The 22,039-nt window shown below is 66.1% G+C and carries 20 protein-coding genes; 13 read left to right on the top strand and 7 right to left on the bottom strand.

Annotation, left to right across the window (positions count from 1 at the left end; genetic code table 11):
- Window positions 1-89 precede the first annotated feature (89 nt).
- A complete protein-coding gene (locus K3551_RS08085) occupies window positions 90-497 on the bottom strand; it encodes a response regulator transcription factor (protein ID WP_259919057.1) in 408 nt (135 codons plus the stop codon).
- Between the two features lie 95 nt (window positions 498-592).
- Window positions 593-1,846, bottom strand: a complete 1,254-nt coding sequence (locus K3551_RS08080; protein ID WP_259919055.1) for a short-chain fatty acyl-CoA regulator family protein — start codon at window positions 1,844-1,846, stop codon at window positions 593-595.
- Window positions 1,847-2,088: 242 nt separating this feature from the next.
- Here K3551_RS08080 and K3551_RS08075 point away from each other — a divergent pair, with 242 nt between their 5' ends.
- The 10 genes from K3551_RS08075 (at window position 2,089) to aat (ending at window position 12,824) form a co-directional block, all read left to right on the top strand.
- Window positions 2,089-3,465 carry a substrate-binding protein gene (locus tag K3551_RS08075; RefSeq protein ID WP_259919053.1) on the top strand — a complete coding sequence of 459 codons (1,377 nt, stop codon included), beginning with the start codon at window positions 2,089-2,091 and terminating at the stop codon, window positions 3,463-3,465.
- Between the two features lie 117 nt (window positions 3,466-3,582).
- Window positions 3,583-4,614, top strand: coding sequence for a branched-chain amino acid ABC transporter permease (locus tag K3551_RS08070; RefSeq protein WP_259919051.1), 1,032 nt, complete (start codon window positions 3,583-3,585; stop codon window positions 4,612-4,614).
- Window positions 4,615-4,690: 76 nt separating this feature from the next.
- Window positions 4,691-5,899 carry a branched-chain amino acid ABC transporter permease gene (locus tag K3551_RS08065; RefSeq protein ID WP_259919529.1) on the top strand — a complete coding sequence of 403 codons (1,209 nt, stop codon included), beginning with the start codon at window positions 4,691-4,693 and terminating at the stop codon, window positions 5,897-5,899.
- Window positions 5,900-5,905: 6 nt separating this feature from the next.
- Window positions 5,906-6,667 (top strand): ABC transporter ATP-binding protein, encoded by a 762-nt coding sequence (locus tag K3551_RS08060; RefSeq protein WP_259919050.1) that lies wholly within the window; start codon window positions 5,906-5,908, stop codon window positions 6,665-6,667.
- A gap of 74 nt (window positions 6,668-6,741) precedes the next feature.
- Window positions 6,742-7,497, top strand: coding sequence for an ABC transporter ATP-binding protein (locus K3551_RS08055; protein WP_259919048.1), 756 nt, complete (start codon window positions 6,742-6,744; stop codon window positions 7,495-7,497).
- A gap of 48 nt (window positions 7,498-7,545) precedes the next feature.
- On the top strand, window positions 7,546-9,504 hold the full coding sequence (acs, locus tag K3551_RS08050; RefSeq protein WP_259919046.1) for an acetate--CoA ligase: 1,959 nt from the start codon (window positions 7,546-7,548) through the stop codon (window positions 9,502-9,504).
- Between the two features lie 108 nt (window positions 9,505-9,612).
- Window positions 9,613-10,074 carry a hypothetical protein gene (locus K3551_RS08045; protein WP_259919044.1) on the top strand — a complete coding sequence of 154 codons (462 nt, stop codon included), beginning with the start codon at window positions 9,613-9,615 and terminating at the stop codon, window positions 10,072-10,074.
- Between the two features lie 153 nt (window positions 10,075-10,227).
- Window positions 10,228-10,704 carry an acetyl-CoA carboxylase biotin carboxyl carrier protein gene (gene accB, locus K3551_RS08040; protein WP_259919042.1) on the top strand — a complete coding sequence of 159 codons (477 nt, stop codon included), beginning with the start codon at window positions 10,228-10,230 and terminating at the stop codon, window positions 10,702-10,704.
- Window positions 10,705-10,708: 4 nt separating this feature from the next.
- A complete protein-coding gene (accC, locus tag K3551_RS08035) occupies window positions 10,709-12,055 on the top strand; it encodes an acetyl-CoA carboxylase biotin carboxylase subunit (protein ID WP_259919040.1) in 1,347 nt (448 codons plus the stop codon).
- Between the two features lie 130 nt (window positions 12,056-12,185).
- A complete protein-coding gene (gene aat / locus K3551_RS08030) occupies window positions 12,186-12,824 on the top strand; it encodes a leucyl/phenylalanyl-tRNA--protein transferase (protein WP_259919038.1) in 639 nt (212 codons plus the stop codon).
- On the opposite strand, the gene K3551_RS08025 is transcribed toward aat, so the two are convergent.
- Both K3551_RS08025 and K3551_RS08020 read right to left on the bottom strand, forming a co-directional pair.
- A complete protein-coding gene (locus tag K3551_RS08025) occupies window positions 12,821-13,192 on the bottom strand; it encodes a DUF2155 domain-containing protein (RefSeq protein ID WP_259919526.1) in 372 nt (123 codons plus the stop codon). The genes aat and K3551_RS08025 overlap by 4 nt on opposite strands.
- The gene (locus K3551_RS08020; RefSeq protein ID WP_259919037.1) at window positions 13,192-13,569 is read right to left on the bottom strand and encodes an NADH:ubiquinone oxidoreductase subunit NDUFA12; all 378 of its coding nucleotides are present in this window, start codon (window positions 13,567-13,569) and stop codon (window positions 13,192-13,194) included. Before K3551_RS08020 ends, K3551_RS08025 begins: the two co-directional genes overlap by 1 nt.
- 187 nt (window positions 13,570-13,756) lie before the next feature.
- Between K3551_RS08020 and K3551_RS08015 the strand changes: the two genes are divergently transcribed.
- Window positions 13,757-15,043 (top strand): O-acetylhomoserine aminocarboxypropyltransferase/cysteine synthase family protein, encoded by a 1,287-nt coding sequence (locus K3551_RS08015; protein ID WP_259919035.1) that lies wholly within the window; start codon window positions 13,757-13,759, stop codon window positions 15,041-15,043.
- Between the two features lie 50 nt (window positions 15,044-15,093).
- Here K3551_RS08015 and K3551_RS08010 read toward each other — a convergent pair whose 3' ends face one another.
- Complete coding sequence (locus K3551_RS08010) at window positions 15,094-15,777, bottom strand: SIMPL domain-containing protein (protein WP_259919034.1); 684 nt, start codon at window positions 15,775-15,777, stop codon at window positions 15,094-15,096.
- A gap of 635 nt (window positions 15,778-16,412) precedes the next feature.
- Here K3551_RS08010 and K3551_RS08005 point away from each other — a divergent pair.
- Window positions 16,413-19,229, top strand: a complete 2,817-nt coding sequence (locus K3551_RS08005; RefSeq protein WP_259919032.1) for a hypothetical protein — start codon at window positions 16,413-16,415, stop codon at window positions 19,227-19,229.
- Between the two features lie 17 nt (window positions 19,230-19,246).
- On the opposite strand, the gene K3551_RS08000 is transcribed toward K3551_RS08005, so the two are convergent.
- Window positions 19,247-19,573: an arsenate reductase family protein gene (locus K3551_RS08000; protein WP_259919525.1), complete on the bottom strand. Its 327-nt coding sequence runs from the start codon at window positions 19,571-19,573 to the stop codon at window positions 19,247-19,249.
- A 168-nt stretch (window positions 19,574-19,741) separates the two neighbouring features.
- Here K3551_RS08000 and K3551_RS07995 point away from each other — a divergent pair, with 168 nt between their 5' ends.
- Entirely contained in the window at window positions 19,742-19,951 is a 210-nt protein-coding gene (locus K3551_RS07995; protein ID WP_115383994.1) for a cold-shock protein, read from the top strand.
- Window positions 19,952-20,100: 149 nt separating this feature from the next.
- Here K3551_RS07995 and K3551_RS07990 read toward each other — a convergent pair whose 3' ends face one another.
- Window positions 20,101-21,987 (bottom strand): acyl-CoA synthetase, encoded by a 1,887-nt coding sequence (locus K3551_RS07990; protein ID WP_259919029.1) that lies wholly within the window; start codon window positions 21,985-21,987, stop codon window positions 20,101-20,103.
- Window positions 21,988-22,039: the final 52 nt, after the last annotated feature.

Genomic DNA, 22,039 nt, shown 5'->3' with positions numbered 1-22,039 from the left:
CCGGACCCGGGCGTCGGCCACACCCACACCCGCCCGCGCCTGCCGGGCGTCGCGCCCGCCGGGGGGCGGCGGCGCAAGGGCCGGGGCCCTCATGCCGCGCCCGCCGCGCCCAACGCCTCGACCGCATCCAGCAGATCACGGTTGGAAAAGGGCTTGGTCATGAACTGGCTGACGCCCAGCGCCTCGGCCCGTTCCCGATCCTTGGTCTGACCCTTGGCAGTCAACATCAGCACCGGCAGATCGGGCCGCGTGCCAGACCGAATGCCCGCCAGCACGTCAAAGCCGGAACGGCCCGGCAGCATGACATCCAGAACCACCACATCGGGCGCGTGGCGGGCCACGGCCTCCAGGGCGGTTGCACCGTCGGAATGGGTCGAGACCTGCATGCCGGCGCGATGCAGGATGAACGCGATGGCGGTCGCGATATTGGCCTCGTCCTCGATCAAAAGGACGCGGCGCGGGGTGGGCGCATCCGCCCGCGGTGCGTGTTGGGTCATGCCCGGCCTCCCCTCCGGTCACTTCGCCCCTACCTTTCCCCCCTGGGCGCGCCTTGTCCAGCGTTTCGCCAAAATGGCGACGCGGCGACGCAGACCTAGACGGGCAGCAGGCCGCCCAGAACCGACGGCTCGCGCCGCGCAGGACAGCGGTCGCGGGCGCAGACGCGACAGCCGGGACCCACGCCCAGCGCGCCCCCCTGCCCGTCAGCCCGCGACAGCAGCATGGTGGCACGCAGCACCGGCACCTCGTCAAAGCCGCCGACCTGGCCCTGGGCCACGGCATGGGCGACCCATTGGGCGCCGTCAGGCATCTCGATGCGCCGCACCAGCGGGCGGCCGGGCTGCGACAGCGCCTCATAGAGCGGCCAGAGCGGGCACCCCGCCCCCATCACCGGAAGCGCGAAGCCCGCCACCGGCTTGCGTCGGATCAACGCGCCCGCCGCATCGCAGATCACCAGCCCGCGCGCCGGATCCAGCAGGCCCAGCCGCCGCAGCACCAGCGCCGGATCGCCGGCCCGCGCCAACAGGGCATCCGGCCCCGCCGCGGCCAAAACCTCTGCCGCAGGCAGGCGCGCGGCGTCGCGGGCATCCTGTTCCAGCAACTCGGCGGCCAGCGCCTGGGCCTGCGGATTGGCGATCGGCGCAACCAGATCCGAAACCGCGCCGACGCCCTCGGTCTCCAGCACCGCAAAGCTGTGGCCCGCCGCCTCCAGGAACCCCGCGACGATTTCGGACGGGGTCAGCCGGGCGTCGCCGCGCGCCGCTTGCCGGTCCAGATAAGAGACGACCGCCTCCGCGCCATCGGCCAGGCGGCGGCTGTCGGCATCCAGGTTGGCGTGGAACCGGCCCAGCCAGTTCGCGTCGATCTCGGGCGTCTGCGCCAGGATCGACGCGGTGGAACGGACGACAGAGACGGTGGACAGCAACTCGTGCATCGCCTCGGCCAGGGCCGGATCATGGGTCAGCCGGTCCGACAGCGTCTCGATCGTGCCCGCCTGAACGGCCAGCGCCTCGGCCTGGGCGGCGATGACGCGGGCCCATTCCGGGTAGCGGCGCGCCAGTTCGGCGGCATCCCCCAACGCCCGCGACGGCAGGTCCTGCGCGGCCCCCGCCGCCCGCAGCGAATCAATCAGCGTGTCGTCCAGCGCCGAGGACAGCGCCGCCTGATCGACCGACAACGCCTCGGCCAGCTTGCCCAGCAGCCCGCCACCGATGGGCCTGCGGTTGTGTTCGATGAGGTTCAGATAGGACGGAGAGATGCCGACAGCCTCGGCCAGATGGGCCTGACGCAGATCCAGCGCCAGTCGCCGTTCGCGAATGCGGGTACCGGTCGGAACGGGGGTCGCCATGAAATCTCCATCAGGCAAGGACTTGCTGCGCGCGCAAAGCGCAATGCCGCGGTCGCGCGCAAACTAATTTACAACAATTGAACCCAGTCTGTCATGTTGTTTACAAAAAAATCCAACCCTGACAGGCATCTGTTGAATCATTTTCACACCTGACGCGATAGTCACCCTGTGCTGTCAACGCGACAGGACCGCCTGTCGGCCTAGGAGGAGGCGCGACGGGGCTTAAAACAGGGAGGGTCTCAATGACCAAATCGAACTTTACACGCCGTGGCGTGCTGAAGACCGGCAGCCTGGCGGGTGCTGGCCTGGCCGCTCCGACCATTTTCACTGGGGCCGCCTGGGCCGATGGCCACACCGGCTTTACCAACGCGCCGCAGGGCGACACCGTTACGCTGGGCTTCAACGTGCCCCAATCCGGCCCCTACGCCGACGAAGGTGCCGATGAGCTGCGCGCCTTCGAACTGGCCGTCGAGCATCTCAACGGCGAAGGCGACGGCGGCATGCTGTCGACCTTCTCGTCGAAGGTTCTCGATGGCACCGGCATCCTGGGCAAGAAGGTCGCCTATGTGACCGGCGACACGCAGACCAAGTCCGACGCCGCCCGCGCCTCTGCCCGGTCGATGATCGAAAAGGACGGGGCCGTCATGATCTCCGGCGGGTCGTCTTCGGGCGTGGCCGTGGCCGTTCAGGCGCTCTGCCAAGAGGCGGGCGTGATCTTCATGGCTGGTCTGACCCATGCCAACGACACCACCGGCAAGGACAAGAAGGCCAATGGCTTCCGCCACTTCTTCAACTCCTACATGTCCGGTGCCGCGCTCGCCCCGATCCTGGAGCAGCAGTATGGTGCCGACCGCAAGGCGTATCACCTGACCGCCGACTACAACTGGGGCTACACCACCGAAGAGGCGATCACCTCCTCGACCGAGGCGATGGGCTGGCAGACGGTCAACACCGTCAAGACGCCGCTGACCCAGACGGACTTCAGCTCGTACATCGCGCCGGTGCTGCAGTCGGATGCGGACGTTCTGGTCCTGAACCACTACGGCGGCAACATGGTCAACTCGCTGACCAACGCGGTGCAGTTTGGCCTGCGTGACCGCATGGTCAACGGCAAGAAGTTCGAGATCGTCGTGCCGCTCTACTCCGAGCTGATGGCCCGCGGTGCCGGTGAGAACATCGCAGGCATCCTCGGCTCGCAGAACTGGGACTGGAAGCTGGAGAACCAGCTGGGCGCGCGTTACGCGGGCACCAACGCCTTCGTGCAATCCTTCGGCACCAAGTACGGCTTCCCGCCGTCGCAGGCCGCGCACACCTGCTACGTGCAGACCCTGCTCTATGCCGATGCGGTCACCCGCGCCGGATCGTTCAACCCCTGCGCCGTCGTCGAGGCCCTGGCCGGCTTCGAGTTCGACGGTCTGGGCAACGGTCCGACCCTGTACCGTGCCGACGATCACCAGTGCTTCAAGGACGTCGTCGTGGTGCGCGGCAAGGAAAACCCCGAGAACGAGTTCGACCTGGTCGAAATCGTCGAGGTCACTCCGGCCGCACAGGTCACCTACGACCCCGAGCATCCGCAGTTCGCCGGTGGCTCGCTGGGCGAGTGCAACCCGGGCGCCTGATCGCAGATCACGCGGTGCCGTGCGACATCCGCACGGCACCTTCCGACCCAAGGTATCGCCCCCGACGGGGCGATACCGATCTTACGCTGATCCCATAGCCGCGCGGGGGGGCACGTCATGGACGCCATCATCCTTCAAATTCTCAACGGTCTGGACAAGGGCAGTGCCTATGCCCTGATCGCCCTGGGCCTGACGCTCATCTTCGGCACGCTGGGGGTCGTGAACTTTGCGCATGGCGCCTTGTTCATGATGGGGGCCTTCTGCGCCGTGACCTTCTCGCGGCTGCTTTCGCTCAGCCACGAAATCCCGGTCCCCGGCGAGACGGACTTTCTCGGCAATCCCCGGATGGTGGACGTGCCCTACATCTACGACTGGTTCGGGGAATCGACGGGTGCCGCCATCATCGACTGGGCCGTCCCCCTGTCGATCCTGATGGCCATTCCCGTGATGATCGCCATCGGCGTCGTGATGGAGCGGGGACTGATCAAGCATTTCTACAAACGCCCCCACGCCGACCAGATCCTGGTGACCTTCGGCCTGGCCATCGTGCTGCAGGAAATCATCAAGTACTTCTACGGCGCCAACCCGATCCCGACGCCCGCGCCCTCGGCCTTCGTGGGGTCCTACGACTTCGGGGTTTTGCTGGGCTTCGATCCGGGATCCATCGTCTATCCCTACTGGCGCCTGGTCTATTTCTTCTTTGCCGCGGTCATCATCGCCGCTGTCTTTGCCTTCTTGCAGTTCACCACCTTCGGGATGGTCGTCCGCGCCGGGATGGCCGACCGCGAGACGGTGACCCTGCTGGGCATCGACATCGACAAGCGGTTCACCATGATGTTCGGGATCGCGGCGGCCGTCGCGGGGTTGGCGGGCGTGATGTACACGCCGATCAATTCGCCCAACTACCACATGGGCATGGACTTCCTGGTGCTCAGCTTCGTGGTGGTCGTCGTCGGCGGCATGGGGTCGCTGCCCGGTGCCGTGCTGGCAGGCTTCCTTTTGGGTATCGTCGAGGCCTTCGCCTCCATGACCCAGGTGCTGGAGGTGCTGCCCGGCATCAACCAGATCGTCATCTACCTCGTGGCCATCGTCGTGCTGCTGACCCGTCCCCGTGGCCTGATGGGCCGCAAGGGCGTGATGGAGGATTAATCCAATGACCGACCAGACTTCCAACGCAGGGGCCGCGCGCCCCGCCTCCTCCGCTCCGGTGCGGACCTCCAGCGGGCTGCTGGGTGTGGGCAAGAAGGACGCGGGCCTGCTGCTGCTTGTCGCCGCGCTCGCCCTGCTGGCACCCTTCATCCTCAACCCCTTCCCCGAAGGCTCGGCCCTGGCGCAGTTCAACGCGGGCTACCCGGACCTGATGCAGCGCTTCGTGATTTTCGGGATCTTCGCCATCGGCTTCAACATCCTGTTCGGCCTGACCGGCTACCTCAGCTTCGGCCATGCCGCGTTTCTGGGCGTGGGGTCCTACGCCGGGATCTGGTCGATGAAGCTGCTGACGCTGAACGTCCTCCCGTCGATCCTGGTCTCGGTGATCGTGGCGGGTCTGTTCTCTCTGCTGGTGGGGTTCATCTCACTGCGGCGCTCGGGGATCTACTTCTCGATCCTGACGCTGGCCTTCGCGATGATGTCCTTCGCCCTGGCCTATTCGGTCCTCACGCCGATCACCGGCGGTGAGACGGGGCTGCAGTTGAAATACTTCGACCCCCGTATCCTCGACGCCGCGCTGGAGCAGGGAACGACCCCCCGCGCCAACCTGTTCGGCCTGGAAATGGGAGCCAGCTACGAGTTGCAGATCGGCGCCTGGCTATTCACCTTCAACGCGGGTTACTATATCGCCGCGCTGTGCATGCTGGCGGCCTTCTACCTGTCGATCCGCATCTTCCGGTCGCCGTTCGGCGTGATGCTGCGGGCGGTGAAATCGAACCAGAACCGCCTGAATTATACCGGCATCTCGCCCAAGCCCTATACGCTGGCGGCCTTCGTCATCTCCGGCATGTACGCTGGTCTGGCGGGCGGATTGCTGGTGGCGATGGACACCCAGGTCGGCGCGGAACGCATGTTCTGGACTGCCTCGGGCGAAGTCGTGCTGATGACCATCCTCGGCGGCGCGGGCACCCTGATCGGGCCGGTGCTGGGCGCGGGTTTCATCAAGTACATGGAAAACATCGTCTCGACCATCAACAAGGCCACGCTGGAAAGCTGGTTCGCCTTTCTGCCCGACTGGGCGACGGACGTCATGGTCACGCTGATCTATCCCTTCGTGGGCAAGGGGTGGCACCTGACGCTGGGCCTTTTGTTCATGGCGGTGGTGATCTTCCTGCCCGGTGGTCTGGTCCAGGGCGGTCAGAAACTGGCCACGGTGTTCCGCCGTGACCGCAAATCAGCGGATGCCGAAAAGGCCGCCGCCGAACAACGCAAAGCCGGGGAGTAACGCGCCATGGGCATTCTCGAAGTCAAGAACGTCGGCAAGCGGTTCGGAGGGCTCCAGGCGCTGGGCGACGTCAACCTCAGCGTCCAGGAAGGCACGGTCCACGCGATCATCGGCCCCAACGGCGCGGGCAAATCCACGCTGCTCAACTGCCTTGTCGGCAAGCTGATCCCCGACACCGGATCGGTCATGTTCGAGGGCAAATCCGTGCTCGGCCGCAAACCGCACGAGATCAACCAGATGGGGATTTCCCGCGTGTTCCAGACGCCGGAGATCTTCGGGGATCTGACCGTCATGGAAAACATGATGATCCCCTGCCTGGCCAAACGTGACGGGTCTTTTGCTCTGCACGGCTATCGGTCCATGCTGGGCGACCGGGAAATCGTTGAACGGGCCGAGCATATGCTCGAAGACATGCGCATGATCGACAAGCGCGGCATGCACGCCGCGTCCATGTCGCGCGGTGACAAACGTCGGTTGGAAATCGGCATGTGCCTGGCGCAGGAACCGCGCCTGCTGCTGCTGGACGAACCTACGGCCGGCATGGCGCGTGCGGACACCAACAACACGATCGACCTGTTGAAGGAGATCAAGGAAAGCCGCCCGATCACGATCGCCATCATCGAACACGACATGCACGTCGTCTTCAGCCTGGCCGAACGGATCACCGTCCTGGCCCAGGGCACGCCGCTGGTCGAGGACACGCCCGAGAACATCAAGGGCCATCCCAAGGTCCGCGAAGCCTACCTGGGCGAGTCGTCGGGGCACTGACAGGTTTCCCCCAAAACGTGAAACGGGGCCGCGAAAGCGACCCCAAAATGTGAAAATCGCCCCCGGAGGGTCCCATGAACGTCAAACCCGACTTCACCCGCGACGCCAACAAGGCCGCCTCCGCGCCCGCCTATTTCAGCGTCCATGACATCCACGCCTACTACGGCGAAAGCTATATCGTCCAAGGCGTCAGCTTTAACGTCCACGAAGGCGAAATCCTTGCTTTGCTTGGAAGAAATGGCGCAGGCAAGACATCGACCCTGCGCACCTGCGCCCGTGTAGGCGACCCCCAGCTGACCCACGGCGAAATCTGGCTGGACCATCAGCCGCTGCACCGCATGAAGGCCCACGAAGCCTCTGCCGCGGGGCTGGGCCTTGTCCCCGAAGACCGGCGAATCATCCCCGGCCTGACCGTGGAAGAGAACCTGAAACTGGCCCAGATCGCCCCGCCCGTCGGCTGGTCGCTGGAGAGATTATATGAGCTTTTTCCGAAGCTTGGAGAGCGTCGCAAGCAAGAGGGCGTGACCCTTTCGGGTGGCGAGCAGCAGATGCTGGCCATCGCGCGCGCCTTGGCCCGCGACGTCAAACTGCTGTTGCTGGACGAACCCTACGAGGGCCTGGCCCCCGTCATCGTCGACGAGATCGAGCGCACCCTGCACGAGGTCCGCAAACTGGGCATGACCACCATCATTGTCGAGCAGAACGCCGTGCGCGCCCTTGAACTCTCTGACCGGGCGGTCATCCTCGACACTGGCGGTGTGGTCTTTGACGGCACCGCAGCAGAGGTTCTGGGCGACGAGGCGCTGCGCGCAGAATACCTCGCTATCTGAATGACTTGGGCGCGCCCGGACCGCGCGCCCACCCTCGGAGGAGACGACATGCTCGACGAGCACGAAAAGACCTATCCGCCATCCGCAGAGATGGCCGCAAACGCCCACGCCGACCGCGCCACCTATGACGCGATGTACCAGGCCAGCATCGAGGACCCCGAGGCGTTCTGGGCCGAGCACGGCAAGCGCATCGACTGGATCAAGCCCTACACGCGGGTCAAGAACACGTCTTTCGCGCCGGGCAACGTGTCGATCAAATGGTTCGAGGACGGCACCCTGAACGTCGCCGCCAACTGCATCGACCGTCACCTGGCCGAACGGGGGGATCAGACCGCGATCATCTGGGAGCCCGACAGCCCGGATGACGAGGCGCAGCATATCACCTATCGGCAGCTGCACGCCCACGTCTGCAAATTCGCCAATGTCCTCAAAGACCTGGGCGTCGCAAAGGGCGACCGTGTCGTGCTTTACATGCCGATGATTCCGCAGGCGGCCTATGCGATGTTGGCCTGCGCGCGGATCGGCGCGATCCATTCCATCGTCTTCGCCGGCTTCTCCTCCGAGGCGCTGGCCGCACGGGTCAACGGGTCCGATGCAAAGGTCGTGATCACCGCCGACGGGGCCCCGCGCGGCGGCCGGATCACCAACCTGAAAGACAACGTCAACAAGGCCCTCTTGCACTGCGACGACAGCGTAAAGTGCCTGATCGTCCGGCGCACCGGCCAGCAGGTCGCGATGCGACCCGATGGCGACGTCTGGCTGCACGAGGCCGAGGCTGGCGTCTCCGACGATTGCCCGCCCGAAGAGATGGCCGCCGAGGATCCGCTGTTCATCCTCTATACCTCCGGGTCCACGGGACAGCCCAAGGGCGTCGTCCACACGACCGGCGGCTATATCGTCTACGCCTCTATGACGCACGAATATACCTTTGATTACAAAGACCAGGAGGTGTTCTGGTGCACCGCGGACGTGGGCTGGGTCACCGGGCACAGCTACATCGTCTACGGCCCGCTGGCCAACGGCGCGACCACCCTGATGTTCGAAGGCGTGCCGACCTACCCGGATGCGGGCCGTTTCTGGGCGGTCTGCGAAAAGCACAAGGTCGCGCAGTTCTACACCGCCCCGACCGCGCTGCGTGCGTTGATGGGCCAGGGCAACAGCTTCGTCGAGCCCTACGACCTGTCGTCGATCCGCATCCTCGGCACCGTGGGCGAACCGATCAACCCCGAGGCCTGGAACTGGTACAACGACGTGGTGGGCGGCGGACGCTGTCCGATCGTCGATACCTGGTGGCAGACCGAGACCGGCGGCCACCTTTTGACCCCTCTGCCGGGGGCCACGGCGACGAAACCCGGTTCGGCGACGCTGCCGTTCTTTGGCGTCCAGCCCGTGATCCTGGAACCTACGAGCGGCGAGGAAATCCACGAAACCGCCGCCGAGGGCGTGCTGTGTATCGCCGACAGCTGGCCCGCGCAAATGCGGACGGTCTGGGGCGATCATGAGCGGTTCGAGAAGACATATTTCAGCGATTACAAGAACTACTACTTTACCGGGGACGGCTGTCGGCGCGATGCGGACGGCTATTACTGGATCACCGGTCGCGTGGACGATGTCATCAACGTCTCTGGCCACCGCATGGGCACCGCCGAAGTCGAAAGCGCGCTGGTCGCCCACCCGAAGGTCGCGGAATCCGCGGTCGTCGGCTATCCGCACGCGGTCAAGGGCCAAGGGATCTACGCCTATGTCACCCTTATGGGCGGAGAAGAGCCGTCGGAGGCGCTGCGCAAGGAACTGTCGGATTGGGTCCGCTCGGAAATCGGGCCGATCGCCAAGCCGGATCTGATCCAATGGGCCCCCGGCCTGCCCAAGACGCGATCCGGCAAGATCATGCGCCGTATCCTGCGCAAGATCGCCGAGGATGATTTCGGCGCCCTGGGCGACACCTCGACCCTGGCGGATCCTTCGGTCGTCGAGGACCTGATCGAAAACCGGATGAACAAGGGCTGAGGCCGCTGCGGAGTTAACGCCCTGCTAACGGAGATGAACACGAATCGTGGCGGGCTTCGGTCCGCCACGGTACCTTTAGACCCGGGGGCTTTGTGACAGGAGTCCGGAATGTCTCTGATTTCGACAATCGCGCCCGTGCAGGCGGCCACCGCCGCCGCGCAGAGCAATCAACCAACTCAACCACCGGTTCAGAACCCTCGGGGCCAGATCACCGCCGAGGTGCAGCCGCTGGGCACCGCCGGCAAAACCGCCGCAGAAGCGACGGTCACCGCCGCGCGCATTCCACCGGTCACGGCCTCTCGCACGGCGAACGGCACCTCTGCCGCGCGCACCGGCGCAGAGGGACGCGCCCTTGCCGAGGACGTGCAGAACGACTTGGAAACCCGGCAGGACATCGCAGACGCGCAGGCCAAGCGCGACGCCGACGAAGCGCTGCGCAAGGTTATCCAGAAAGAGGTCCTGTCGCGTATCCCGGTCCCCGTCGAGGCGATCCCGAAGCTGACCGGCGATGTCGAAACGGTCCGAACCATCGGTGACCCCGAAGACAGAACGATCGACACCGTCGCGTGACCGCTGAGGCCTGGTGAAACCTGCCCGGGTGCGCGGAACGCCCGGTTTTCTTCCCGCGAAAGTCACGCCGCCCGCGACGGCGCTGCGCATTCAAGTCCTTTCCCTCGCGTCTCGTTCGCGGTAAGTCCGGCAAAACAGGGCAACGAGGACCGCATGACCAAACACCACGAAAGCGACGTCGCCTTCATCAAGGCACTGGCCGAACTCCTTCGGGAAAACGACCTGACCGAGCTGGAGGTCATGCGCGAATATGGCGACGACGACAGCTTGAACGTCCGCGTCTCGCGCCAACTGCCTGCGCCGGCACCTGTCCATTACGCGGCCCCGACCGCGCCCGTGGCGCCGGCCGCGCCGCAGGCCGCCGCGCCCGCCGTTTCCACCGATCCGGCGCAGGATCCGGGGGCCGTCACATCGCCCATGGTCGGCACCGCCTATCTGTCGGCGGAACCGGGGGCCGCTGCCTTTGTCAAGGTTGGCGACACCGTGTCCGAAGGTCAGACCCTGCTGATCGTCGAAGCCATGAAGACGATGAACCAGATTCCGAGCCCCCGCGCCGGCAAGGTCAAGCGCATCCTCGTCGAAGACGGGGCCCCCGTGGAGTTCGGTGCCCCCCTGGTCATCCTGGGATAGCGTCATGTTCAAGAAGATCCTTATCGCCAACCGCGGCGAGATCGCGTTGCGCGTCGTCCGCGCGGCGCGCGAAATGGGCGTGGCCACCGTTGCCGTTCATTCCACCGCCGACGCCGACGCGATGCACGTGCGCATGGCTGACGAGTCGATCTGCATCGGTCCCGCCCCGGGAACGCAAAGCTATCTGAACGTCCCGGCCATCATCTCCGCCTGCGAAATCACGGGCGCAGAAGCGATCCACCCCGGCTACGGCTTCCTGTCCGAAAACGCCGCCTTTGTGCAGGTCCTGGAGGATCACGGGATCACCTTCATCGGCCCTTCGGCCGAACATATCCGCATCATGGGCGACAAGATCACCGCCAAGGATACCATGAAGGAGCTGGGCGTGCCCTGCGTGCCCGGATCCGACGGCGGCGTACCCGACATGGACGTGGCCCGCGCGGTGGCCGAAGAGGCGGGATACCCCGTCATCGTCAAGGCCACGGCAGGTGGCGGTGGGCGCGGCATGAAGCTGGCCAAGACAGCTGCCGATCTCGAAACCGCCTTCCGCACGGCGCGGTCCGAGGCCAAGGCCGCCTTTGGCAACGATGAGGTCTATATCGAGAAATATCTCGGCACGCCGCGCCACATCGAGATCCAGGTTTTCGGCGACGGTAAGGGCGGCGCCGTTCATCTGGGCGAGCGGGACTGTTCCCTGCAGCGTCGCCACCAGAAGGTTTTCGAAGAGGCCCCCGGCCCCGCGATCAGCCCCGAACAGCGCGCCGAGATCGGGGCCACCTGCGCCGATGCCGTGGCGCGCATCGGCTATTCCGGCGCGGGCACGATCGAGTTCCTCTACGAGAACGGCGAGTTCTTCTTTATCGAGATGAACACCCGCCTGCAGGTCGAACACCCGGTGACCGAGGCGATTTTCGGCGTCGACCTGGTGCGCGAACAGATCCGCGTGGCCGCTGGCCTGCCGATGTCGTTCGGCCAAGACGACCTGAAGATCAACGGTCACGCCATCGAAGTTCGGATCAACGCCGAAAAGCTGCCCAGCTTTTCCCCCTCGCCGGGTCGGATCACCCAGTATCACGCGCCGGGGGGGCTGGGCGTTCGGATGGATTCCGCGCTTTATGACGGGTATCGGATCCCGCCCTACTACGACTCTCTGATCGGCAAGCTGATCGTCCATGGTCGCGACCGCCCCGAGGCCCTGGCGCGCTTGCATCGATCGCTTGGCGAATTGATCGTGGATGGGGTCGACACGACGATCCCGCTGTTCGACGCCCTGCTGCAGGAGCCCGACATCCTGCGCGGCGACTATACGATCCACTGGCTCGAAAAGTGGCTTGAAACGAACCTGGGCTGATCGGGGATCAAATCCTTCAAAGGATTTGACCAGACTTTTCGAAAAGTCTGGTCCCCCCTCCCCCGCAATCGTGATCTTTTGCGGCGATCGGGTTCTTTTGCCCGGCCGTCGCAGCGCGTAAGCTGATCCCATGCCCCGCGACGTGCCCGAAATCACGGCCGAAGTGCTGCTTATGGCCTATGCCAGCGGCGTCTTTCCCATGGCCGAAGCCCAGGACGATGAAGACATCTTCTGGGTCGACCCGCAGGAGCGAGGCATCCTGCCGCTGACCGGGTTTCACCTGTCGCGCAGCCTGGCCAAGGTCATTCGGCAACGGCGCTTTCTCGTGACCGTCGATGAGGCCTTTGACGCCGTGGTTGCCGGATGCGCCGATCGCGAGGAGACGTGGATCAACGCGCCCATCGCCCGGCTTTACGGGCAGTTGCACCGCCTGGGCTTTGGCCATTCGGTCGAGGTCTGGGAAGGCGAGGAACTGGTCGGCGGGCTTTACGGGGTGGCCATGGGGGGCGCGTTCTTTGGCGAATCGATGTTTTCGCGCCGGCGGGATGCCTCCAAGGTGGCATTGGCATGGTCCGTGGCGATGTTGCGCCAGGGCGGTTTCCAGCTATTCGATACGCAGTTCCTGACCGATCATCTGGCCTCGCTCGGGGGGGCGGAAATCGCGCGCGACACCTATCGTGCCCGCCTGAAAAGCGCGCTCAGCCATTCGGCGCGCCTGCCCCATCCCGTGCCGGAGCCCGAGGACGTCATCGCGGAACTGCGGGCCTAGTCGTCCCCGGTCAGGCAGCGCAGCACCCAGACATCATAGCGCCGATGTTCCAGGGCATTCAGCGCAGGGGAAGAGGCGACCATCCAGCCCGCGAACAGCTCCTGCACCTGGCGCGCGTCGACGACCTGCAACAGTCCAAAGGCGTCGCCCGCCGGATTGTTCGACGGATAGCGGCATTCGTGCAAGGTCACCTGAAGCGGCCCGTAGGCCATGGTCTGCCCGGCGGCCATTTCCACGTCGATGACTTCGCCCGAGCTTTTGTCGAGCGTGCGCAGCACCGCGCCCAGCCCGACGCCGGTGCGCACCGCCTGGGCATCTGACGCACCCGCCAGCAGGGCCAGCGTCAGCGCAAGGCCGAGCGTCCGCATCACTCGGGGCTCCAGGCCTCGTAGTCGGAGGCGGGCTTGACGTCGGCACGCCGGATCGACCCCTGGCGCAAGAACGCGCCATCGGTCCCGGTCAGGTTCGTCTGATGCGGCTTTTCCCAGGTCTTGTGGGCCAGCGGCGCCTCGGTCGGCGGTTGTTTGAAGGTGTGGTGCAGCCAGCCATACCATTCGGGATCGACGCGCGTGGCGTCGTTGTCCCCATCGTAGATCACCCAACGTCGGCTGTCGTCGGCATTGGAATAGAACACGTTGCCCTGCGCGTCCTCTCCGACCTTGTTGCCAAAGCGAGAGGTGAAAAGGCGCGTCCCGATGGAGTCGCCGTCCCACCAGGTCACAAGGCGTTTGAGCAAGCTGGCCATCTGTCGGTCCTCCGCGCGGTCGTTCCCCCTTCCCTACACCGCAGGTCGGGGCGGTCAAGGCGTCACGGCCCCGCGCGCGGGGCTTTGCCGCGCGAGGTGCCTGCTGTGCACAGATTCCGCGCCGCGCCCTGTAGCCGCCCGCCTCCGCCTTCTCTATCGTGCCGTTCGGACAGATCAGGAGGAAGAAATGACCGAGACCCGCCAATACGGCTTCGACACATTGCAGATCCACGCAGGCGCCCGGCCCGACCCGGCCACCGGTGCCCGGCAGACGCCGATCTATCAGACCACGGCCTATGTGTTCCGCGATGCCGAACATGCCGCCGCGCTCTTCAATCTGCAGGAAGTCGGCTACATCTATTCCCGCCTGACCAACCCCACGGTCGCGGTCCTGGGCGAACGGATCGCCACGCTGGAAGGCGGCGTCGGCGCTGTCTGCTGTTCGTCGGGTCATGCGGCGCAGATCATGGCGCTGTTTCCGCTGATGCAGCCGGGCTGCAACGTTGTGGCCTCGACGCGCCTTTATGGCGGCACGGTCACGCAGTTCAGCCAGACCATCAAGCGGTTCGGCTGGTCGGCCAAGTTCGTTGATTTTGACGACCCGAAGGCCGTGGCCGATGCCATCGACGAAAACACCCGCGCCGTCTTTGGCGAGGCCATCGCAAACCCCGGCGGCTGGATCATGGATGTGCGCGCCATCGCAGATGTGGCCGATGCTGCGGGCGTGCCGCTGATCATCGACAACACCACGGCCACCCCCTACCTGGTGCGCCCGATCGAACATGGCGCGACGCTGGTCGTCCATTCCACCACCAAATACCTGACCGGCAACGGCACAGTCACCGGCGGCTGCGTGGTGGATTCGGGCAAGTTCGACTGGTCCGCGTCAGACAAGTTCCCATCGCTGTCGGCGGCGGAACCGGCCTATCACGGGCTGAAGTTCCACGAGACCTTCGGCAACCTGGCCTTTACGTTCCATTCGATCGCCATTGGCCTGCGTGACCTTGGCATGACGATGAACCCACAGGCGGCGCACTATACCCTGATGGGCACCGAAACGCTGAGCCTTCGGATGCAGCGCCACGTGGAAAACGCCGAAAAGGTCGCCGCCTGGCTGGAAGGGCACGAGAAAGTCGCAGCCGTCACCTACGCGGGCCTACCGTCCTCGCCCTATCACGACCTGGCCAAGAAGGTCTGTCCAAAGGGAGCGGGCGGCTTGTTCACCTTCGCGCTCAAGGGGGGCTACGACGCCTGCGTGAAGGTGGTCGACAACCTGGAGATCTTCTCTCACGTGGCCAACCTGGGCGATACGCGGTCGCTGATCATCCACTCGGCCTCGACCACGCACCGGCAGCTGTCGCCGGAGCAGCAGACGGCGGCAGGGGCCGGCCCGGAGGTCGTGCGCGTCTCGATCGGGATCGAGGATGCAGATGACCTGATCGCGGACCTGGAACAGGCGCTGGCCAAGGTCTGACTAAGGCGAACGTTTGGGCAAAGCCTTGGCAAAAGGCTTTGCCCTTTCCCTCAGCGGGCGATCATCTCGATCACGAGGGTGACCGTCATGACTTGCGCCACCTCACCAGCGGCCACCGGCATGGACCGCATCGCATCCATTTCCATCATCACCGGGCCCGGCACGGCCGCCTGACCTTCGCTCAGCGAGACGATGGACCCAAGATTCATGCCCGCCGCCTCGGCATAGATCTGCGCCTTGGCCAGCGCATCCGCCACCGCGGCACGCCGCGCGGCATCTTCGCCTGCACGCGGGTCGCTCAGGCCGAAGCGCAAGCCCTCCAACCCGTTCGCGCCATCCGACACCGCCGCATCCAGAAGGGGGCCAAGTGCGTCCAGGTCACGCACCCGGACGTCCAGCGTCGTGCGTGCGACATAGCCTGTGATCTGTGGGGTCGTGCGGTTTTCCGAATGGTCCCAGCGCGGTTGCAGAGACAACTGGCCGGTTTGCACATCCCGCGCGGCAATCCCGTCGCCTTCGACGCGCGCCAGAACGGCCGCCGTCGCCTCCGACAAGTCGGCCATGGCCGTCGCCGCCTCGGCGGCCTCGCGCACGACGGCCAAGGTCACGGTCGCCATGTCGGGCCGCACCAATATCTCGCCACGCCCCTCGACCAGAAGGCGTGGGGCCGCGCCCTGCTGCGCGGGGGCGGCCAAGGGCAGGACCAACAGTAGACAGGTTAAAAGGGCGCGCATGGCAGGCTCCGTCAGATGGCGTTCGTGCGCACCCTAGCGATGCCTGCGCCAAGGTCAGCCGCGAAAACCAGCCATAGGCGGGGTCTTGCCCGGCAGGGCCAAGGGCCGATGTCAGTCTGCCCCACACCCCGCAAAGGCATCGAGGTGCGGGATGCACCCTCCGCTGCGCGCGCAGAACGGCGCCGGACCCGCTGCCCGCGCGCCCCTGACTTTGCGAGACGGATGCAACCATTGGCCGTCGCGCTCCGCTTTCCTCGGCGACGTCGATCCGATCGCGCGCTGACAGCCGCCCGTCGGTTTTGCTGCTGCAAGGGTCCAGATCTGCGATGCGGCTGGCGCGTTGCGGCCAAGACGGTGCATCGCACCGGCTGACGTGGATGCCTGCCGGCCGAGGCGCGATGCCCGTCACGCTGCGGCCTGGTCGGCACCGCGACGGGCATTGCAGGCGATCATGGCAACCGTTTCATTTTCATAAGGAACCGGGGCCAGGACAGACCAGTCGATCAGTCCACTCATACAACCCACAACACACAAAGGCCCGACGAACGCGAGGTGCCGGCACCGTCCCGCCGGTGCCTGTTCCCTGGCACGGCAAGACTTCCGGCCCGGGGGCCGAGCGTGTTAGAGCGATTTGTATGAGACCCGAAATCGCCCTGGACCTATCGCTCGACGGCATCGCCGTCCTCAGCCGCGCGCCCGAGGGTGGATGGTGGCGCGAAGGGGCTGTGCGGCTGGACACCCCGGACATGCCGGACCGCCTGGCCGATCTGCGGGACCGGGCGCAGGCGCGTGTCGGGGCGGATGCCATCTCGATCCTGATCCTGCCGGACAGCCAGCTGCTTTATACCTCGCTGGAACGCGACGACCGTCGGCCAGAAGAGACGATTCGCGCGCTGCTCAAGGGGCGCACGCCCTACCCGGTCGAGGATCTGACCTTCGATTATGTCGAACGGGGGGATCGGTTGCAGGTTGCGGTTGTCGCGCTCGAAACCCTGCTGGAGGCAGAGACATTTGCCGCCGATTACGGCTTTCGGCCCGTGGTCATCATGGCCAACCCGAAGGACCCTGCCTATCCGGGCCTGCCGAACTTCGGCAAGACTGGCATCGCGGCGGAGCTTTTGGCGGGCGCGCCGCTGGAGGTGGACCTGCCCGAAGGGTTCGCGGCCCTGCCCGCGCCGCGCCCTACGCCCAAGGCGCCCAAGTCCGAACCACCGGTCCCGCTGGGCCACCGCCCCGCATCGTCTGAAACGGTTGTCGCGGCCCTGCCCGAAAGCGCCCCAGAGGCGCCGGTCGCGCAGCCCCCGGCCACGCCCACGCCAGCCGAACCGCCGACCGTAGACGCGGCAGAAACGTTGGCTCAGACCAAGCCAGCCCCCAAGAAGGCCCCCGCCGCGCCCAAACCAAAGGCCGCCACGCCGCCGCCGACACCCCTGGACGTCCCGGCGTCCGAGGATGCGCCGCTGATCGTCCCCGGCTTCAGCACAAGCCGCAAGGCCGCGCCGGAGCCGACCGCGCGGGCCGCCAGCGGCGAGCGTCTGGACCGTGTCACACGCCGCCTGTCGACCCCACCGGCCGCGCCCAAGCCCGCCACGGCCCCCAAGGTTGCACCGCCTCCGACCGTTGCGCCCAAGACACCCGCAACCAATCCCGCGCTCGTCGCCAGTCGGGATGCACCCGCGGCCCCGACCGTGGCGGTGGCCAAAGGCGACGCCGATGCTGCCCCTGAAGTCACGCCCGCCTTGGCCGAGCCGCAGCCCGAAGTGACGGGCAAGCGGCCCGGCGTCGTTGCCGCGCGGGCCCTTTCGACCCTTACAGACAAGATGCAGCGCCTGCGCGAGAAAGGCCGCGTTGCAGACCCGAAGCAAAGCGAAGAGGCCCGTATCCGGCAAGAAGAGGCCGCGGCCCTGGCCCTGCCTGGTCTGGCGCGGGAAAAGGCTGCGACGCCTGCGCGTCCCGGGGGCGCGCGGCTTGGCCTGGCCCTGACCGTCGGGCTGTTGATCCTGCTGTTCCTCGTGGCCGTCGGATCACTGTTGTTGGGTGGCGATGACCTGGCCGAAGTGCCCGTTGCACCGCAAACGCCTGCGGTCGAAGCCACCGCTGTCCTGCCGCCCGTCGCCGAGCCGACCCCGGACGAGACCACACCAGAGGTCGACATCGCGGCCCTGTTGCCCGCCCCCGGTGCCACGCCCGTTGCGGCGGTGCCAGAGACGGATCCCGTGGCCACCCCGCCCGAGGTCGTCGCGCTGGCCGACCCGCTGCTGCGCCTGCCCGAGGCCGCGCCGACCGGCCTGCCGGATGAACAGATCCTTCCGATCGTGGCCCCCGACATCGCGGCCCCGCCGGGGCTGGACCTGGCCCCGACGCTGGACACGACGCCTTCCACCTTCATCGAACGCTTCGAGGCCGCCGGGGAGTTTACCGCCTTGCCGGCCCCCGTCGCGCCCGCAGATGCAACCGCGGAGGATATCTACGTCGCCTCCATCGACCCGGACATCGCCTGGGGCGACGCCGTGGCCCTGCCCCGGGCCGAGCCGCCCGCCGACGGGGTCGCCATTCAGACCAACCCCGCACCAGCGGGCACGACCTTTGCCACCGATGCGCAGACCGGCCTGGTCGAGGCCACCCCGGAGGGCACCCTCGCCCCCGGCGGCTATACCGTCGTGCTGGGTCGGCCCGACGTCTTCCCGGTCCAACGCGCGACCTCTGCAAGTGGCACGACCGAGGCGGAGGACGCGCTTGAAAACGAAGCGCAGCAGATCCTGCGCAGGGTCCGTCCGGTGCCCCGCCCCGAGGACGCCGCCGAGTTGGTGGAGCGGACGCGAAATGGCGGTTTCACGCGCGCGGAACTGACCCGCGTACGGCCCCGCGCCCGTCCAGACGCCATCGTTCAGATCGCCGCCACGGCTCAGGCGGCGCGCTCCGCCGCGGAACAGGCGGCTGCGGCATCGCTGGCCGCCGCGACCGATGCCGCCGTGGCCGAGGCGCAGGCCGACGCCCCGGTAGAGGTCGCCGCCGTCGTGCAATCCGGACCGGTATCGCCGCTGGCCCTGCCCGCATCCGAGCGTCCCCGCAGCCGCCCCCGCTCGGTCGAGCGGGACGCCGCGCGCATCGTGACGCAACGGCGCGAACAGGCCGCTGCGGCCCCGGCTGCCCCAGCGACACCCGCCGCACGATCGGTCGACAGCGGATCCCAGGCCACCCGCGCGCCCGGTGGCAGCGTGGCGCGCGCAGCGACGGAGCGGAATGTGCTGCGGCTGAACCGGATCAATCTGATCGGTGTCTACGGCCGCCCGAACGCCCGGCGTGCCCTGGTTCGGCTTGCCAACGGGCGCTACGTCAAGGTGGAGGTCGGGGACCGTCTGGACCGGGGCCGGGTGACGGCGATCGGTGACGGCACCCTCAGCTATCAGCGCGGCGGCAACAATGTCGTGCTGCGGATGCCACAGGCCTGACGCAGGCCCCCACGCCCCTAAAGGCCCAGCGCCCTTTGCGTCGGCGGTGCCCAGCCGAGCATCAAGACCCCTTCCGTCTCGACCACCGGCCGTTTGATCAAGGCGGGGTGGGCCAGCATCAGGTCGATGGGGTCGGCCGCCCGGTCCGCCTCAGACAGGCCGCGCCAGGTGGTCGAACGCGTGTTCAGCAACGCGTCACCCAGATTCGCATGCCACTTCGCCACCTCATCCCGGCTTGGCGGCTCCGCCCGAAAATCACGCAATCTGCCTTCCAGACCGGCAGCCAGGACCGCCTTGAGCGCCTTTCTGCAAGTATCGCAGGTCTTCAGGCCGTTCAGAACTATCACGATTTCGTCTCCCTCCGCTACGCCCGGGGCTTCCCCTTGACGTTTTTCATGCGGCCTATACCTCAAAAGGGTGCCTCGGCCATGCAGGTCTGACTTCCCTTCGGGCCACGGGCATCATTCTGCCGCGATGTTGCGGGCAGCACGACCCACGAAGGAGACACGGGAATGGCCACTGGCACCGTGAAATGGTTCAACACCACTAAAGGCTACGGCTTTATTGCACCCGACGATGGCGGCAAGGACATCTTTGTCCATATCTCCGCTGTCGAGCGCGCCGGTCTGACCGGATTGCGCGACAATCAGAAGGTTGAGTTCGAGATGCGAGAGGGCCGGGATGGCCGTTCTTCCGCCTCCGACCTGGTCGCGCTGGACTAAACCGGCCCCAGACGTCAGCCCCAGGTGACGCAATACGGGATGCCTGCACAGTCAGGCACCCCACGACTACTGTTAGTGCTGGCCCCCGCGAGGGGGCCATTTTCTTGCAAGAAAATGGTCAAATCCTTCGAAGGATTTGATCTCCGGTCTCAGACCCATTCCCATGGGCGAGTGTAGTTGCCCATCACGGCCACGACCTCCCGCTCCTCGACTGTGCCGGTCTTTTCCAGCCGCGCGACGAGGCCGCGTTTCTTGTCCTCGACCACCTCGGCCACCTTGGCATTCACGCCCGCATCCGCGAGCGCCGCATCGTAGATCCGCGCGATGGCGCGGCGGCGCAAGTCGGGCTTGAAGACCTTGCCCACGGCGGTCTTGGGCAGTTCGTCCAAGATCTCGATGTACTTGGGCCGGGCCGCGCGTTCGTGGACGTGGCTGTCGCAATGCTTCGACAGCTCTGCCGGCGTGACCGTGGCCCCGGCGACGAGTTCGACATAGGCGCAGGGCAATTCGCCGGCAAAGGCATCGGGCTGACCGATGGCGCCCGCCATGGCGACGGCGGGATGACCGGCCAGCGCTTCCTCGATCTCGGCGGGGTCGATGTTGTGACCACCGCGGATGATCAGGTCCTTGGCGCGGCCGGTGATCCAAAGGTAGCCATCCGCGTCGATGCGGCCCAGATCGCCGGTGCGCAGGAACCGCTCGTGATGGTAGAGGTTCGCGTTCTTGGCGGCCTCGGTATAGGTCGCGCCCGGACGCACGCCGGGGGAGGCCACGCAAATCTCGCCCACCTCATCTGTGCCGCAATCGACCGGGCCTTCGCCCTTGTCCATCAGGATGCGCACCTCGGTGTGCATGAAGGGAATCCCGACAGAGCCGATCTTTTTCTCGCCGTCGACCGGGTTGCAGCTGACCAGACAGGTGGCCTCGGTCAGGCCGTATCCCTCGACCACGGTCACGCCCGTGTCCGTCTCGAACCGGCGGAACAATTCCACCGGCAGGGGGGACGATCCGGAGAAGGCGGTTTTGATGGACGACACATCCGCGTTGACCGGACGTTGCATCAGGGCCGACATGGCGGTCGGCACTGTGATGACGAAGGTCACGCGCCACCGTTCCACCAGTTTCCAGAAGTTGTCGAAGACGCCATCCCCGCGATACCCCTGCGGCGTCGGGAACACCACGTGCGCGCCCGAGGCGAGCATCGCCATCAGGATCACGTGGCAAGCGAAGACATGGAACAGCGGCAGCGGACAAATCACCACGTCCTGTTCCGAGAACAGCAGACGGTGCCCGATCCAGCCGTTGTAGATCATTCCGTCATAGGTGTGCTGCGCGACCTTGGGCATGCCGGTGGTGCCGCCGGTGTGGAAATAGGCCGCCACGCGGTCGCCGTCGCTGTCCGCGAAATCGAGGGCATCGGACCGTTGCCTGGCCGCCGCGGCGACGAAGCTTTTGACCTTGGCATGATGCGACACCGGGTTCTTGGGACGGATCAGCGGTACGATCAGCTTCTTGAGCCCCGTCAGATAGCGGTGCAGGTCCACCTCCAGCACGGTTTCGACGTTGGGGGCCAGCTTGACCGCTTCGGCGACCTTCTGGGCCACGTCGGTCTTGGGAAAGGCACGCAGGGTGACGACGACCTTGGCGTTCGTCTCTCGCAGGATGGCCCCGATCTGTTCGGCATCCAGAAGCGGGTTCACCGGATTGGCGATGCCCGCGATGGAGGCGCCCAGCAGGACGGTCGCCGTCTCGGTGCAATTGGGCAGGACATAGGCGACGGTGTCGGTTTCGCCCACACCGAGCGATCGGAAGAGGTTCGCGGCCTGGGTGATCCGGCCCTTGAACTCGGTCCAGGTCAGCGTCTCGGCCTTGTCGGTCGGCCCCGAGAAGAGCTGAAAGCTGAAGGCCGGGCGGTCGCCATGGGTCGCCGCCGTCTTGGACAACAGCTCATAGAGCGTGGTCGCCGGTCGCGCCTTTTCCCACGGCTCTTGCGCCTCGATGTCGAGAATGTCCTGTTTGGTGGCGAAAGAAGCCATCCGTTCCTCCCTATTGAACCGAGTTCCCCCTCCGGAACGCATGTCTGCGACG

Origin of the sequence: Jannaschia sp. M317, from assembly GCF_025141175.1 — a bacterium.
Taxonomy (GTDB): Bacteria; Pseudomonadota; Alphaproteobacteria; order Rhodobacterales; family Rhodobacteraceae; genus Jannaschia.
The sequence above is the reverse complement of the archived record's forward strand: the minus strand, read 5'-3'. Positions and strand labels throughout refer to the sequence as shown.